15 protein-coding genes and 1 tRNA gene are annotated in these 14,206 nt (G+C 49.1%); 11 read left to right on the top strand and 5 right to left on the bottom strand.

Annotated elements, in window-relative coordinates:
• Positions 1-9 precede the first annotated feature (9 nt).
• Both BM091_RS14450 and BM091_RS00215 read left to right on the top strand, forming a co-directional pair.
• Positions 10-117: an RCKP-type rubredoxin-like domain-containing protein gene (locus tag BM091_RS14450; RefSeq protein ID WP_093392494.1), complete on the top strand. Its 108-nt coding sequence runs from the start codon at positions 10-12 to the stop codon at positions 115-117.
• Between the two features lie 24 nt (positions 118-141).
• Entirely contained in the window at positions 142-465 is a 324-nt protein-coding gene (locus tag BM091_RS00215; protein ID WP_093392492.1) for a hypothetical protein, read from the top strand.
• On the opposite strand, the gene BM091_RS00210 is transcribed toward BM091_RS00215, so the two are convergent.
• Positions 446-2,341, bottom strand: coding sequence for an ABC transporter ATP-binding protein (locus BM091_RS00210; protein ID WP_093392490.1), 1,896 nt, complete (start codon positions 2,339-2,341; stop codon positions 446-448). The genes BM091_RS00215 and BM091_RS00210 overlap by 20 nt on opposite strands.
• A gap of 116 nt (positions 2,342-2,457) precedes the next feature.
• Here BM091_RS00210 and BM091_RS00205 point away from each other — a divergent pair, with 116 nt between their 5' ends.
• Together BM091_RS00205 and pyrR are read left to right on the top strand one after the other, a co-directional pair.
• The gene (locus BM091_RS00205; protein WP_093392488.1) at positions 2,458-3,465 is read left to right on the top strand and encodes an ATP-binding protein; all 1,008 of its coding nucleotides are present in this window, start codon (positions 2,458-2,460) and stop codon (positions 3,463-3,465) included.
• Between the two features lie 137 nt (positions 3,466-3,602).
• A complete protein-coding gene (gene pyrR / locus BM091_RS00200) occupies positions 3,603-4,145 on the top strand; it encodes a bifunctional pyr operon transcriptional regulator/uracil phosphoribosyltransferase PyrR (RefSeq protein WP_093392486.1) in 543 nt (180 codons plus the stop codon).
• Positions 4,146-4,150: 5 nt separating this feature from the next.
• Here pyrR and BM091_RS00195 read toward each other — a convergent pair whose 3' ends face one another.
• Positions 4,151-5,134: a threonine ammonia-lyase gene (locus BM091_RS00195; protein ID WP_093392484.1), complete on the bottom strand. Its 984-nt coding sequence runs from the start codon at positions 5,132-5,134 to the stop codon at positions 4,151-4,153.
• Between the two features lie 135 nt (positions 5,135-5,269).
• Between BM091_RS00195 and BM091_RS00190 the strand changes: the two genes are divergently transcribed.
• Positions 5,270-5,346, top strand: a tRNA-Gly gene (locus BM091_RS00190).
• Between the two features lie 68 nt (positions 5,347-5,414).
• Here BM091_RS00190 and BM091_RS00185 read toward each other — a convergent pair.
• Positions 5,415-5,912 (bottom strand): hypothetical protein, encoded by a 498-nt coding sequence (locus BM091_RS00185; RefSeq protein WP_093392482.1) that lies wholly within the window; start codon positions 5,910-5,912, stop codon positions 5,415-5,417.
• A gap of 95 nt (positions 5,913-6,007) precedes the next feature.
• Between BM091_RS00185 and BM091_RS00180 the strand changes: the two genes are divergently transcribed.
• Positions 6,008-6,760, top strand: a complete 753-nt coding sequence (locus tag BM091_RS00180; RefSeq protein WP_093392480.1) for a class I SAM-dependent methyltransferase — start codon at positions 6,008-6,010, stop codon at positions 6,758-6,760.
• A gap of 21 nt (positions 6,761-6,781) precedes the next feature.
• Positions 6,782-7,546: an alpha/beta hydrolase gene (locus BM091_RS00175; protein ID WP_093392478.1), complete on the top strand. Its 765-nt coding sequence runs from the start codon at positions 6,782-6,784 to the stop codon at positions 7,544-7,546.
• Between the two features lie 63 nt (positions 7,547-7,609).
• On the opposite strand, the gene BM091_RS00170 is transcribed toward BM091_RS00175, so the two are convergent.
• A complete protein-coding gene (locus BM091_RS00170; RefSeq protein WP_245735200.1) occupies positions 7,610-8,629 on the bottom strand; it encodes a sigma-70 family RNA polymerase sigma factor in 1,020 nt (339 codons plus the stop codon).
• A gap of 260 nt (positions 8,630-8,889) precedes the next feature.
• On the opposite strand from BM091_RS00170, the gene hisC reads away from it, so the two are divergent.
• The 4 genes from hisC (at position 8,890) to sppA (ending at position 13,519) form a co-directional block, all read left to right on the top strand.
• Positions 8,890-9,984: a histidinol-phosphate transaminase gene (hisC, locus tag BM091_RS00165; protein ID WP_093392476.1), complete on the top strand. Its 1,095-nt coding sequence runs from the start codon at positions 8,890-8,892 to the stop codon at positions 9,982-9,984.
• Positions 9,985-9,987: 3 nt separating this feature from the next.
• The gene (gene cmk, locus BM091_RS00160; protein ID WP_093392474.1) at positions 9,988-10,692 is read left to right on the top strand and encodes a (d)CMP kinase; all 705 of its coding nucleotides are present in this window, start codon (positions 9,988-9,990) and stop codon (positions 10,690-10,692) included.
• A gap of 135 nt (positions 10,693-10,827) precedes the next feature.
• Positions 10,828-12,561, top strand: a complete 1,734-nt coding sequence (locus BM091_RS00155; RefSeq protein WP_093392473.1) for a 30S ribosomal protein S1 — start codon at positions 10,828-10,830, stop codon at positions 12,559-12,561.
• Positions 12,562-12,649: 88 nt separating this feature from the next.
• Positions 12,650-13,519, top strand: a complete 870-nt coding sequence (gene sppA, locus BM091_RS00150) for a signal peptide peptidase SppA (protein WP_093392471.1) — start codon at positions 12,650-12,652, stop codon at positions 13,517-13,519.
• Here the strand turns inward: sppA and BM091_RS00145 are convergent.
• Positions 13,458-14,180, bottom strand: a complete 723-nt coding sequence (locus BM091_RS00145; RefSeq protein ID WP_143083071.1) for a hypothetical protein — start codon at positions 14,178-14,180, stop codon at positions 13,458-13,460. The genes sppA and BM091_RS00145 overlap by 62 nt on opposite strands.
• Positions 14,181-14,206 lie beyond the last annotated feature (26 nt).

Below are 14,206 nucleotides of genomic sequence, written 5' to 3'. Positions count from 1 at the left end.
AGGTAAAACATGGCCCTGTACCGATGTAGTGTATGTGGCTTTGAAAAAGAAGGTAGGTGCAAACCCCAGAAATGCCCTAGTTGCGGTGAAAAAAAGACCTTTGAAAAGAAGGAATAACAGGCCTGTATTTTGGAGGGTGAGATGAGGATAGAATTCTACAAAAATTACATAGAGTTTATTCCGGAATCCGATCTTGAAACGAATTCACTGGAAGGTTTATGGCGATTGCTGGTAGATTGCGTCCGTTTCAATAAGAAACTCGTACCCATGGGGGAGTACATTCCTCAGAAGAAAAACGTTGCCCGCTTCGCCATAGAAGGGGAGGCCGGGGTTGAAGAGTATCCGGTTGTTATCGTGGATCGGGATTGCAGGTGTTACTGCCAGACCTGCAACAAGTACGTTGAACTGAAGAAAGGCGACCGTGTCCCTCCCTGTTGTGGAAAACTTATGGAGATAATGGACTGACTTTTTGAGCCCCGATAGCCATCATTGCCTCAGGGCTGTGATGGCTATCTTTACTCTGACCTGCCTGCCATAGCCTGTAGTAAAGACCTTTCTGGGCAAGAAGGTCCTGATGTTTTCCGGATTCGACCACTTTCCCGGCCGAGAGCACAATGATGCGGTCAAAATCTACGACCGTGTGGAGCTGATGGGTTACCATAATGGTTGTGCGGTTGCCGGTAAGTCTGGCAAGGGCTTCCATAACCTGTCTTTCCGTTGATGCGTCCAGGCCTACTGTGGGTTCGTCAAGGAGCACAATGGGAGCGTTTCTCAAAAAGGCTCGTGCTATGGCAAGCCTCCTTTTTTGCCCACCCGAAAGTCCACTTCCGCCTTCGCCCAGGATTGTGTCGTATTGGTTGGGTAGCTTCATTATGAATTCGTGAGCACCGGCAGCCTGTGCTGCGGCAACGACTTCCTCTTCGGTGGCCCCGGGTTTTGCAATTGCTATGTTCTCTTTGATGGACATTCTGAAAATGTACGAGTCCTGAAGCACTACGGCCATCTGGGATCTCAGGCTGTTAAGAGAGAATTTTCGGATATCCTGACCGTCGATGGTGATCATCCCTTCGTTTGGATCGTAAAGGCGCATTAATAACTGGAGTATTGTGGATTTCCCGCTTCCGGAATCACCAACCAGCGCAACTTTCTCGCCTGCCGAAATGGCAATATTTAAATCTTTAAGAACCGGCCTGGAAGGGTCATAACCGAATGTAACGTTGTGAAAGCGAATGTATCCTCGAAACCTCGGGGCCATGAATGCCCCTGAATCTTCATTTACCTGCATTCTGGCAGGAGTCAGTGAGAAAAGTTCTTCAATGCGCTCAAGTGCTGCTGTCGATTTTGCCCAGCGCGAGGCGAACTTACTCACTTCACGGATGGGTTTGAAGAGATTATTAAGATAGCTCAGAAATACCATTAGTTGTCCTACGGTGAGACAGCCGTGTATTATCCTGAGGACTCCAACGAAAAGTATGAACAGGGAGGTAATCCCCATGGTCAGATCCATCGTTGCGCTTAAGATCCCCTGATATCGACCGGCCTGAACCCCTCGTTCTGCACTCAATCGCCCCCGCTCCGTAACGTCCTCAACCAGGTCGTCTTCCAGGGAAAGACAGACTACGGCCTTATGATATGAGAAGGCCTCCTGAACCGTAGAAGACAGAACTCCTTCGACCCTGCGCTGTTCTTTCAGGGCTTTTTTGGTGCGTCTGGAAAGCTGCAGGTTTGCCATGTATATGACCGGTATTACCATAAGAAAGGTGCTTGCGTAAATTCGGTCCATGGTAAAGGTAATTATTATGATCCCGATTATTGTGGGGATGCTGCGAACGAGAACGGTAAGCACGGATTCGAGCATTGCCTGTGTGTCTGCCGTGTCGTGAGTAATCCGACTCGTTAGATCTCCTGTCTGCGACTTTTCAAAGAAACTATGGGGCATACATATCAGGTGATTGAACAGCTTCTTACGGAGATCGAGGGTGATGTTTTGACCGACTCGGGCAAGGGTAATATTCTGGAGAAAAAGCAACAGGGCATTTGCAATGTAGATCAGGGCCAGAAGGCCTATGTTCTTGAAGAGGAACTGAATGTGAGATTGACCGATCAAGCCGCGGATTGAAGCGATTACAAACTCCGTGAGGCTGTACCTGTCGATGTAATGACCCGAATGGTCGGTGTACGTTACTATATGGTCAATCATGGCACGGATCGGCCAGGGCTGAAGCAAAACCAGAGCCGTCTGGCCGATCATGCAGAGCGCCGCACCTGCTATAAGCCCTTTTTGCGATTTTAGGGCTTTTATAAAGACCGATTTGTTCCAAAAACTTCTAAGCCTTTTCATTTGCGGGCATTATCTCTCATGATCTATAATCAAAAACCTTAACCCTTTTGATTCTAAGTAAAGCTCTCTTTCTTATACAATAGAAAAAACCGGATGCAAAAAAGGATGCAGTAAAAATGAATGAACCTCTAAAAATCGGCGAGATTACCCCGCTACGGGCTGCCGTTTTAGGTCTTGGAATTGTGGTTTTGTCGCTTCTTCATTACATTACCCCCTACGAAAAGGTGATTTTTCATACCGTCTATCGTGATCTCTACTTCCTCATTATTCTCCTTGCTGCTTTCTGGGGCGGTTTTAAATTCGGACTGGTGGCCTCTGGCCTGGTCACAGCAATTTATATTCCCCACGTGTATATGACATGGAAAGCTCAACCGGGGGTTAATATAGGCAATGCCCTTCAGATTGGCCTGTATCTGACGGCTGCCTGGGTTGTAGGAGTTGTGAGCGATAGAGATAGAGCGAAAACCGTTGCTCTCCAGAAGTCTCAGGAGCTGGCAACCCTGGGCAAGGCCACCTTTGCCGTGGCGGATGAGGTTGATTCTATCATGAAGCTACTTCAGGAGGCACTAGTCGAAAAATTACGAGACGAAGCGTTAATGAGCAGGATCAGGCAGGTGTATGAAAGATTGGTGGTCCTTAAACAGTCTCTTGTTCATTTTGATCCTGCCGTATTAGACGGTGTCGTTGAGGCCTTCAGCCTGGAAGATGCTCTTCTGGAAATGAAAGGAGATCTTGAAAGGCTTGGTAAAGCCTACGGCACAAGGGTGAATCTCAGGATAGATACGGATAGTACGGTGATTCGGGGACGCAGGAATGCTTTTGCCAGGCTGGTAAAGGAATTGGTCGATAATGCCTGTTGGGCCTCTCTTGGCAGAGGAGTCGTGACCGTAAGAACTCATGAGAAAGATAAAAGGGTCTATGTTTCTGTTGAAGATGAGGGGATCGGGATTCCTGAAGAGTACCGGGATAAGATATTTACTCCCTTTTTTTCGACGCGGCCGGACGGCAGAGGGCTTGGGCTTCCCATCTGCAAGATGCTTGTTCGTGAATTGGGGGGCCACCTGGAGGTTTTGAGCAGGGCTCCGCATCCCGGAACGGCCGTGCGCATTGCCTTTTCGAAATGAAAGCAGCGTTCGACCGGTGAGGAGGGATTAAGGTTTTCAGGTAATTTGATCTTTCGGCAAATGAAAGTATATGGAAAAATTTAACGGTACCGGTGGTACCCTTTGTTTATTTTTTGCCGTGGAGAGGAGATGAGTTGATGTCGGCTGAAGGGCGAGTTCGTTTGATGGATGCCGGAAAAATGGCAGAGATAATATCCAGAATGTCTGAGGAGATTGCAGAGGCTTTTTCTGGATCCGTTGGTTCTGCCCTGCTGGTCGGAATACACACCCGTGGCGTCTATCTTGCCCGGAGAATTAGTCAACGGCTTGCAGAAACCAGATCGTGGGATATTCCCGTGGGCAAACTGGACATAAACCTTTACAGGGATGACTGGACAAGACTCCACTCTTATCCGGTCGTGCGCAGCACCCATATCCCCGTCTCCATCGACAACAGGGATGTGATTCTCGTTGACGATGTACTTTACACGGGACGAACGATCCGGGCAGCTCTGGATGGGCTCCTTGATTTCGGCCGTCCCAGGCGTGTTCACCTTGCGGTACTCATCGACAGGGGCCATCGGGAGTTGCCCATATGTGCACAGTACATAGGACAGGTAGTAGAAACCCTGCCGGGACAACACGTCCACGTTCTTTTAGAGGAGGTTGATGGGCGCGACGAAGTTGTTCTCACCGATTAAACGAATCAACCGGCCAGAATTCGAGCTACGAGCTGTGATGAGATGTTGCTTCCCGTCATTACGAGAACCACCTTTTTGCCCTTCAGACGATTGCGGATTTTAAAAGCACAGGCCAGGGAAGCCGCTCCGGCCACCTCGGCGAGATTCTGGGTATATCTTAACGCAAGTCTAACCCCATCCATAAGCTCCCTTTCGCTCAGCAGCACGACATCCCGTATTGTGTCTCTGAGAATCGTAAAGGGCAGTTCAAAAACACTGCGTGCCGCAAGACCGGCGGCCACGGTATCGGACCTTGGAACCGTGACCCGCTTGCCCTTCTTCCACGATTCGTAAAAAGCCGGCATTTTTTCTGCCTGCACTCCTATTAGTTCCACATCGGGGTTTATGTGCTTTATTACGAGACCCAGTGCGGCACAGCCCGTTCCTCCTCCGATGGGCATTATTATGGTGTCAACCTCGGGAAGGTCCTCGAAGATTTCAAGCCCCATCGTGGCAATTCCCGTTAGAAGAAGAGGCTCGTTACCCTGTCTGAGATAATAATATCCTGCGTTTTCGGCCAGCTCTTCGCAGTAGTCCTGAGCTTCGTAAAAATCTGCCCCGTGTTCTATAAGCTGGGCGCCGTAGGCCCGAATCAGATCGTTTACCTCGGGATCGTTTCCTTCAGGCACCACTACATTGCAGAGAATCCCCCGTTTCTGAGCGGCCCATGCTACCGCCAGGCCGTGATTGCCTCGAGTGGCAACGACTATTCCGTTCTCGAGCACTTCCCTGGGTGCCCTGGCCATAAAATTAACGGCACCCCGTACCTTGAAAGAGTGGGTGGGTAGATGATTTTCGTGCTTGACGAAGACCCTGGCTCCGAGCTCTTCAGAAAGCCGGGAGTATTCGTGCAAAAGGGTCCTCTGAATGTCCCGGTAGATTACACTTCGTGCCCTGAAAACCTCCAGCATGTTCACATAACGCGCCTGGTCGGAATAATAAGGCTCCATATCGCTCCTCCCGATTCAGGGTTTTTCGATATTTGATACAAAAAAATAGGATTTGACAAAAGCAAAATCAGAGGTGGAAGGAAGGTAAAAAAATGTTGAAGATTTTCTCAGTTTTTGTTAATCAAGAAGCGGTAAGCGGGAGTAGCTCAGCTGGCTAGAGCATCAGCCTTCCAAGCTGAGGGTCGCGGGTTCGAAGCCCGTCTCCCGCTCCATTTTTTTATTCCCTTCGATTTTTCCGTTAAAGACGGGTAGTGCCGTCTGCGGGATTAACTCTGGTTTTTTACGGTTGTGCCTCCGAATCCGGTTTCTCACAGAGGCACGCGGGATGCGGAGTATTATCCTGGTCTCTGTGTCTCCCTGTGAAGTCACCATTCCCGTTTTCGTCTTTCCCATTAACAATGCGCAGAGATGTAACCCATCGATTGAAAATCTCGTCTTCGATCTGATCAAAGGAGTCTTGTGGGATAAAGCGAATTCTTGATTTCACCTTATCTGAAAACACCTTGCCTCCCTGGATTATCGGATTCTTAAGGTGGAAGCAGAAGCCCTGACCCATCTTCATGATTATGTCCAGTCTGTCGTAATCTTCCAGAAGCGAAATAACGGCTACATTGCTGACCAGCCCCGCACCGTGGGTGATGAGACGGCCGCTTGGGTCGGGTTCAACCGTCAGTGTGGCATCGTACAGAGGAACCCCCAGGTCAACCCTACCGGCAGGAACAATGTAGGCTTCTTCGATAATGTAGCATCCCTCACGAAAAGGGCATTTGTCGCTCATGGTTGCATCCTCCGACGGTTTGATATAAGCTCCGGGCAAATCGTAACAACTTGTCGCCCAATTTTTACATAACTTCAAGAAGGAGTTGAAAAGGTATGTCTCCGGATCCAATGCACATGACGCTTCGGGAGATACAGGAGAAGCTTTCGGAAAAGTATGAACTGGAGGTCACCCCCGTAAATTTCGGCAATAAGGAGATAAAACTGCTTCAGATAAAAAACCTGGAAGAGTATGTGATAAAACGCGTTGAAACCGATGATATCCCGACCTTCGATAATCCAACCGAAGAGGTTCTATATCATTTAAAACACCTGCCGTGGTGGGCCAAGCTCTGGGAACCCAGCTTTGTGCTGGCCTATTTTTTGGGCAATCAGCCCGTTGTCCCCGGCCGAAGGATGCTTGAAATCGGTGCAGGGCTGGGATTTGTGGGAGTTTATGCCGCTCTGTGCGGCCACGACGTTACCATAAGCGACGTGGAGCCCGATGCCCTGCTTTTCGCTCGCGCCAATGCTTTGTTGAACGGGCTGGATAATCTTGAGGTGATTTCGATAGACTGGAGCCTTCCTTTTGATGGTATGCCCTACGATGTGATATTCGGCTCCGAAGTCGTTTACGATCGGAATACCTATGACATGCTCGTTAATTTTCTGGATAGTGCACTGAAGCCGGACGGTACCGTGTTCCTGGCCAAAAACAGGGACCTGAAAACCCCTCTTTTCTTTATGAAGCTCGTGGAGCGGTTCAGGTTTAAAGAAAGGGTTGTACGGCTGAAAGGGTCTGAAGAGGTGATAGAAGTCGCACTTTATGCAATCCAGAAAAAACCGGATTCCGGGACGGCTTCCCGTTGATTTCCGGGTTTGTTATGTAAGATGAGAAGAAACCCTGATTCCCGATCCCCGGTAATTGAAAGCTTCTTTGTCGATGATATGATCCCTGTGGTTTTTCATAGGCCTCCTCGGGGTTTTCCTGAAGGGATTGTCCTTTGCCTTCATGGGCTTTTGAGTCACAAAGACTCCGCCAAGTTCGTCCAGATCTGTAATGAAGCTGCTATAAGAGGTTTTCTGGCGGTGAGGTTTGACCAGGCCGGAGCCGGTGAAAACAGGATGCCCCTTCTGGATGGGCTCATACCTGACAGGCTGAGAAGCATTGACCGGGTTATGGGCTTTGTAAGGAAGAGTGCGGGAGACCTGCCCGTCTTTCTTTTGGGATCGAGCCTTGGAGGATACCTCGCCTTCCTTTATGCCGCTCAGAATCGTCGGATTCAGGCTCTGGCTTCCTGGGCGGCGCCCTTTGATGTGCATCCCGTAGCTGAGGTGGTTAAGGAGCGATTTGCCGTTCCTCTGGGCCGTCCCATGTCCCTTGGGGACGTCCCGGAAATGGGCTCAACGTCAAAAGCCCTGATTATTCACGGTAGGGCCGATAATGTGGTTCCTCCGGACGAAGGATATCGCATTTACGAGAAGATCGGCTTCCCCAAAAAGCTGGTTTTCGTTCACGGTGCCGATCATCGTTTTCTTCACGAAAGAGGACGGCTTTTAGCCATCCGCCTTAGCCTCGAATGGTTCAGGTCGGCGAATTTTCTCTGCAGGGACGCCCCGCCGTCCTTCATGAATGACAACAATGGCGGATGGTAAACGCTCCGGATTGATGGAAATACCGCATCAGTTGATGCGGCTGATGTGGTATTTCCAAACGCTTTAGACGTCTATAAGGCTTTCCTGAAGCAGATCCAGATCGTCTATTTCCTCCTCAAGATAGGCCTTAAGTTTCTTTTTAAGGCGCTGTTCTATCTGGCGGACCCTTTCACGGCTTATACCGAATCTATCCCCGATTTCCTGTAAAGTTAAGGGTTCTTCGGCCATAAGCCGCTCGTCGAATATGACGGCTTCCTTGTCTTTCAGGTGTTTTCTGAATTGAGCCAGCTTTTCTCTCAGTATCTGTCTGGCTTGAGCATCCGCCATCTGGTCGTCTATGGCAGGTGACGAGTCCGGAAGGAACATCAGGTGTGTATCCTCGGAATCCGAGGAAACAGGGCTGTCGAGAGACATCTCTGAGCCGCTCAGGCGCTGATCCATTTCGATGACGTCTGACTCCCGCACCTGTAATCTCTCGCTTATAAGCTGAGGCGTGGCTTCAATTCCCTGCCGCTCGAGGCGTTCTTTTTCTTTGCGCAGGTTGAAGAAGAGCTTTCTCTGCGCCTGGGTGGTGCCAATTTTTACCAGATTCCAGTTATCCATGATGAACTTGATAATGTACGCCTTGATCCAGAAAGAGGCGTAGTAGGAAAATTTATATCCTCTGTAAGGGTCGAATTTTTTTACCGCCTGCATCAGGCCTATGTTGCCTTCCTGGATCAGGTCCATGAGGTTCTGCATCCAGTATTTCTGGAACTCCATGGCAATCTTTACAACCAATCTTAGATTGGAAGTCACAAGCTTATAGGCCGCTTCCAGGTCTCCCTTTTCTTTGTATCTTTTTGCCAGCTCGATTTCTTCTTCCCGGGTCAGAAGTGGATATTTGCGAATTTCCTGAAGATAGAGCACGAGGGGATCTACCGGCTCCGTACCCGCAAAAAAGTCGTGCCGCGCCGGCAGGATCTTTTCGGGCGCGATGTCCGATGTTTCCATTTCTTCGAGAAGAGGTGTCTCGTCGGTCACTTCGGGTAACATTACCGGCTCTTTATCTTCTCCGGATTTTCTTTGTTTTTTTCGACTCATAAGACCTCCACAGGTCAGCAATTATTTGACATGCTCGACACTAGAAGAATACCCTAAAACGCCGTCTGTGCAAGAAGCTACTTATGGATTCTTTTGGAAAAACGCATTGCACTCGTTTGTTCTTTTATCTATAAGTGGCAACGTTATTCGGAGGCTGACCGGGCGGTATGGCTTTTCGGTGTGGTTTTTTAAATCCGTTATCCTGGGACTTCGAGTTCCACAGGGTTGATATACCTTACAATTGGGAGTTGTTTTGAAAGATGAAGGTTCCGGAACACATCAAGAAGATAGTGCCTTATCCACCGGGAAAACCCATTGAGGAGTTAAGGCGTGAGCTGGGTATCCCCGAACCCGTTAAGCTGGCAAGCAATGAAAACCCTCTTGGACCGTCGCCCAGAGCCCTGGAAGCTCTGAAGAGTGCTCTGGACCAGGTTAACCGCTATCCCGACGGAAGTGGATACTACCTCCGAAAAAAGATAAGCTCCAAGCTGGGTGTGCCCTTTGAAGGCATCGTTCTGGGCAACGGCTCCAACGAAATCATAGAAATGATTTTAAAGGGCTTTACCGAGGATGGCGATAACATCCTAGTGCCACAACCCTCCTTCCTTATTTACAGCATTGTTGCCCAGATTATGGCCGTTGATGCCAGACCGGTTCCCCTTAAAGATTTTCGCATTGATCTCGATGCGATGGCCGAGATGGTGGACGAAAGAACCAGAATTGTGGTTATAAATAACCCCAACAATCCCACAGGTACCGTCATCAGCAGGGGCGAACTGGAGAGGTTTCTGGAAAAAGTTCCTTCTGACTTGATCGTGGTTCTTGACGAAGCCTACATTGAATTCGTGGAAGATGGGGTATGTCCCAGAAGCACCGACTATATAGATATGGAAGGTCCGTGGATTGTAGGAATCCGGACCTTCAGTAAGGCCTACGGACTTGCGGGGTTGAGGATAGGCTACAGTTTGTCGGCCCCGCAAGTTGCCGATATACTTAACAGAGTCAGACAGCCTTTCAACGTAAATCACCTGGCTCAAATTGCGGCGCTGGCGGCTCTGGATGATGAAGATTTTCTTGCAAAGACCGTCGGGCTCGTTCTTGAGGAGCGACGGGGGCTGTACTCCGGCGTGGAGAAGCTTGGGTTGAGTTATGTTCCCAGTGAGACAAACTTCTTTCTGATAAGGCTTCCTGTTAAGGCAAGGGTTGTGTATGAGCGGTTATTGAGGAAGGGAGTGATTGCAAGGGCCATGGATTCCTACGGTCTGGACTATTACTTGAGAGTAAGTGTTGGTCTTCCGGAGGAAAACAGGATTTTTCTCGAGAAGTTGTCTGAAGTGCTTTCGGAGCTTGGTTAGCCTATGTCCAAGAGAGTTGTTGTGGCCGTGGACGGCCCTGCCGGGGCCGGAAAGAGTACGGTCTGTCGATTGCTGGCAGAGAAGCTGGGGTTTGTGTACCTTGACACAGGAGCGATTTATAGAGCCCTGGGGCTGGTACTCTACGAAGAAGGGAAGATTGTTAAAGCTCAAAGAGACGACGGTTTCCGGTGGCTGGAAGAGCCTGATATAAACTATTTGCGATCTCTGCCCCTGAATTTTTCGGTGATGAACAATCGTCTTGAAATACGCTATAGAAATAAACTTCTTGACGAAGAGTTACGATTGCCTCATGTATCGGTACTGGCATCTTTTGTTGCCAGAATGCAACAGGTTCGCAGCTTTGCGACTGAGATTCAGAGGGAGATTGGCCGGAGTGTGTCGGTCGTTGCGGAAGGTCGGGACTCGACTACGGTGGTTTTTCCCGAAGCATGTCTGAAGGTTTATCTGACGGCGAGCGTTGAGGAAAGAGCCAGGAGGCGGCTTGAGGATTATAAAAGAAGAGGTGTGGATATTTCTTTTGAGAAGGTAGTTGAAGAAATTACCAGAAGAGACAGGGCGGACAGTTCGCGGGATTTTGCACCTCTTTCTGTCGCATCCGGTGCCGTTATCGTGGACACATCAGGTATGAGCATAGATGAAGTTGTTAACCACCTGATTAAACTAGTTCACATACACTGCCGCGTGTAAAAAAACGTGGGGCTGAGATTAAGAATTCTGTTGTGTCAAATGGTACAATCTGGTACAGGATTAGAAACACGGGGCTTTAAAGCGAACATATTCTGTTCGCATTGAAATTCTCATGTAAGGGGGTAAAGGCAGGCTATGAGACAACAGGCAGGTCGTGAAGAGGAGCATCAATATGCACATGCGTCCCTGGATGAGGATCTAACAGAAATGGATCCTCGATTGCTTGAGGAATTATACGAAAAGAGTTTTCAAACCTTTCAGGAAGGTGAAGTAGTTAAGGGGAAGGTTGTGCATGTTACCGATGATTATGTCGTTGTTGATATAGGTTATAAGTCCGAAGGGATTATTTCGATAGATGAGTTTCGTGACAATAACGGCAATGTTAGTGTGAAGGTCGGCGATGAGATAGAGGTTTTACTCGAGTACCATGATGATGAAGAGGGTGTTGTTTATCTGTCCAAGGAGAAAGCCACCAAGATAAAGGTCTGGGACGAAATCACCAGAATTTACGAAGAAGACGGCGTTATAAAAGGGAAAATTGTTGCCAAGGTCAAGGGAGGTCTTTCCGTAGATATAGGTATCATCGCCTTCTTGCCGGGTTCTCAGGTTGATCTGCGCCCCGTAAGAGATCTGGATGCCCTCATAGGCAAGGAGATGGAGTTCAAGATACTGAAGTGCAACAAGCGCAGAAGGAACGTTGTGCTTTCGAGGCGGGCTATTCTGGAGAAGGAACGTGAAGCAAAACGGGCTCAGCTTCTGAAAGAAATCGAAGAAGGTAAAGTCTTCGAGGGTGTCGTTAAAAATATCACCGATTACGGTGTCTTCGTGGATCTGGGCGGTGTGGACGGTTTGCTCCACATAACCGATATGAGCTGGGGAAGAGTGGGGCATCCTTCTGAAATGTTTCAGATAGGCGATCCAATAAAAGTTATGATTCTCCATTTTGACCGGGAGAACGAAAGGGTTTCTCTGGGGTTGAAACAGCTTTTCCCCGATCCGTGGGCTAAGGCAGCAGAAAAATATCCCGAAGGCTCAAAGGTGAAAGGCAAGGTGGTGAGCATTACCGACTACGGTGCTTTCGTTGAGCTGGAGAAAGGTGTTGAAGGGCTTATCCACATATCCGAGATGTCCTGGACGGAAAAAATACGGCATCCTTCGAAGATTCTCAGCGTCGGAGACGAAGTGGAAGCCGTGGTGTTGAGCATTGATCCCGAGAGGCGTCGTATATCTCTGGGACTTAAGCAGCTCATGCCCAATCCGTGGGATATAGTTGCCGAGAAATATCCGGTGGGAACGATTATAGAAGGCAAGGTAAAGAATATTACCGATTTCGGGATTTTTATAGGCATAGATGAAGGCATTGATGGATTAGTCCATATATCGGATATTTCCTGGACGAAGCGCATACGCCATCCTTCGGAGGTATTTCAGAAGGGGCAGGTTGTCAGAGCAAAAGTGCTTCACATAGATAAAGAAGAAAAAAGGTTTTCTCTTGGTATAAAGCAACTGGAGCCCGATCCCTGGGAAAGCATAGATGAGAAATATCCGGTGGGCTCGGTTGTTTCGGGCGTTGTATCCAACGTGACGGATTTTGGCGTTTTTGTGGAGCTCGAGGAAGGTATTGAAGGACTGGTTCATGTATCCGAGATTGACGAATCGGAAAAGGTCGATCCCTTAAAGACCTTTCAGATAGGTCAGAGGATTGAGGCTAAGGTCATTAACGTGTCTTCTCAGGAAAGGAAGATCGGCCTTTCGATAAAGCGGCTTGCGGAAGAACGAGAAAAGGAAACCCTTGAGCAGTTTAAGTCAGGAGCAGAAGATGGCTCCGTCAAGCTCGGCGAAGTTATTAAGAAGTCCGAAGAGAGTTGATAAATCAGCCCGGTAAGACTCTCCATCGAAACCCGACTCCGCCTTTGAGGGTCGGGTTTCGTCGTTTAAGCCGCCAGGGGGGCTTAAAGTGAAAAGGTTTTTAAAGATCCTTTTCTGGATGGTTATCGCAATCTTTCTGGTGCCGATTGCCGGCGGTGTTCTTTACATGATCGCCAAATCCACAATTCTGGCGTCGTCCAATCGTATAGGAGTAATTTTTGTCAGGGGAACCATCACGGATAGTTTTGAATATACGGATGCCCTGGCATCTTTTCGAAAAGACGATAGAGTGCGGGCCATCATAATTCGGATTGATTCCCCGGGAGGTGGAGTCAGTGCCGCTCAGGAGCTGTATCGGGAAGTTTTGAGAACGAGGGAGGCTAAACCCGTGGTGGCTTCTCTGGGTTCCGTGGCCACTTCTGGCGGCTATTACGTAGCCTGTGGAGCAAGCAAGATCATAGCGAGCCCCGGAACGATTACCGGCAGTATAGGGGTTATTGCCTTTTTCCCTAATCTGTCCCGGATTTTTGAAAAAATTGGCTTTGAGACCGTTGTGATAAAAAGCGGAAAATTTAAGGACCTAGGCAATCCCGGAAGAACGATGACGCCCGACGAGGAAAACCTTATCAGGGAATCACTGATGCAGGTTCACAGACAGTTCGTAAGGGATATTGCCGTTGCCAGGGGGCTTGATGAATCGAAAGTTGACGCAATAGCAGATGGAAGGATACTCACCGGGGAGTCGGCACTGGAGCTCGGGCTTATCGATGAACTGGGTAACTTCCAGGATGCAGTTCAGGTAGCACGCCTTCTTGCCCAGATGGAGGAAGAGCCGGAATTGATTTACCATGAAAAAAGGCGGCGCCTGATAGAAATGCTTTTCGGAGAAAGTGCGGTCAGGTGGCTCGATCGTTTGTTTTCCACGGAGGTTGCACCCGTCCGGCTGCAATATCCCTGAGAAGGGAACACAAAAAATCGTGACGTGAGACGGGTAATCCATCCGGAGTGACGAAACACAACGGAAGGGACAGTAGCCCCGAAAACTTCCAGCCATCACGACTTTTGATCCATCTTACGGATCCGTAATCAATCCCCGCAGAGGTCACGTATCGCAGAGACTCATCCTGAAGCAGTTTGGCTTTTCGTGACGATGGCGGAGAACCCTTCCATCCCGCAACCCCACGACCTATCGTAACAATCTGAACTTCTCTTTCCACCGGGTCGGGCATCTCCACTACCAGAATAAAGTGATGGGCTTTGCAAACTTCTTTCAGCTCTTTTTCGTTTCTTACGACGATGGGGAGAGGTCTTCTTTTACGAACCGGCCAGACTGCAAAGGGGTAGTCGAAGTCTCCGGGGATGTTAAGCCTTTTACGACCGGCGTAGGCCCTTGCCCTTAGCTTTGGAATATTGAGGTGGCGTGCCAGCAGGTGCTGCAGATAGGGTGATCTTCGAAGGTGGTAGCTTGAATAAGACGGAAAGACAGGACGACCGGTGGCTTCGAAAATATGAAGGTAACGCCAGGTGGGGAAAAGCACGACCTGAGCCGACCTCAACAGATCCAGTTCCTCGTCACTGTAGCAAAGGAGGTCAGGCCTTACGCCAAGTGTTCTTACCACCGGGCAATGCTTCAGGTGTTTTCCTA

This window comes from Thermodesulforhabdus norvegica, from assembly GCF_900114975.1.
Classification (GTDB): Bacteria; Desulfobacterota; Syntrophobacteria; order Syntrophobacterales; family Thermodesulforhabdaceae; genus Thermodesulforhabdus; species Thermodesulforhabdus norvegica.
Note: the sequence above shows the minus strand (reverse complement) of the source record. Positions and strands in the feature narration are given on the sequence as shown.

What these genes read in the sequence shown, in the direction of transcription:
- BM091_RS14450 (WP_093392494.1), top strand. Translation starts at nt 10, where the DNA reads ATGGCCCTGTACCGATGTAGTGTATGTGGCTTTGAAAAAGAAGGTAGG.
- BM091_RS00215 (WP_093392492.1), top strand. Translation starts at nt 142, where the DNA reads ATGAGGATAGAATTCTACAAAAATTACATAGAGTTTATTCCGGAATCC.
- BM091_RS00210 (WP_093392490.1), bottom strand. Translation starts at nt 2,341, where the DNA reads ATGAAAAGGCTTAGAAGTTTTTGGAACAAATCGGTCTTTATAAAAGCC.
- BM091_RS00205 (WP_093392488.1), top strand. Translation starts at nt 2,458, where the DNA reads ATGAATGAACCTCTAAAAATCGGCGAGATTACCCCGCTACGGGCTGCC.
- pyrR (WP_093392486.1), top strand. Translation starts at nt 3,603, where the DNA reads ATGTCGGCTGAAGGGCGAGTTCGTTTGATGGATGCCGGAAAAATGGCA.
- BM091_RS00195 (WP_093392484.1), bottom strand. Translation starts at nt 5,134, where the DNA reads ATGGAGCCTTATTATTCCGACCAGGCGCGTTATGTGAACATGCTGGAG.
- BM091_RS00185 (WP_093392482.1), bottom strand. Translation starts at nt 5,912, where the DNA reads ATGAGCGACAAATGCCCTTTTCGTGAGGGATGCTACATTATCGAAGAA.
- BM091_RS00180 (WP_093392480.1), top strand. Translation starts at nt 6,008, where the DNA reads ATGTCTCCGGATCCAATGCACATGACGCTTCGGGAGATACAGGAGAAG.
- BM091_RS00175 (WP_093392478.1), top strand. Translation starts at nt 6,782, where the DNA reads ATGAGAAGAAACCCTGATTCCCGATCCCCGGTAATTGAAAGCTTCTTT.
- BM091_RS00170 (WP_245735200.1), bottom strand. Translation starts at nt 8,629, where the DNA reads ATGAGTCGAAAAAAACAAAGAAAATCCGGAGAAGATAAAGAGCCGGTA.
- hisC (WP_093392476.1), top strand. Translation starts at nt 8,890, where the DNA reads ATGAAGGTTCCGGAACACATCAAGAAGATAGTGCCTTATCCACCGGGA.
- cmk (WP_093392474.1), top strand. Translation starts at nt 9,988, where the DNA reads ATGTCCAAGAGAGTTGTTGTGGCCGTGGACGGCCCTGCCGGGGCCGGA.
- BM091_RS00155 (WP_093392473.1), top strand. Translation starts at nt 10,828, where the DNA reads ATGAGACAACAGGCAGGTCGTGAAGAGGAGCATCAATATGCACATGCG.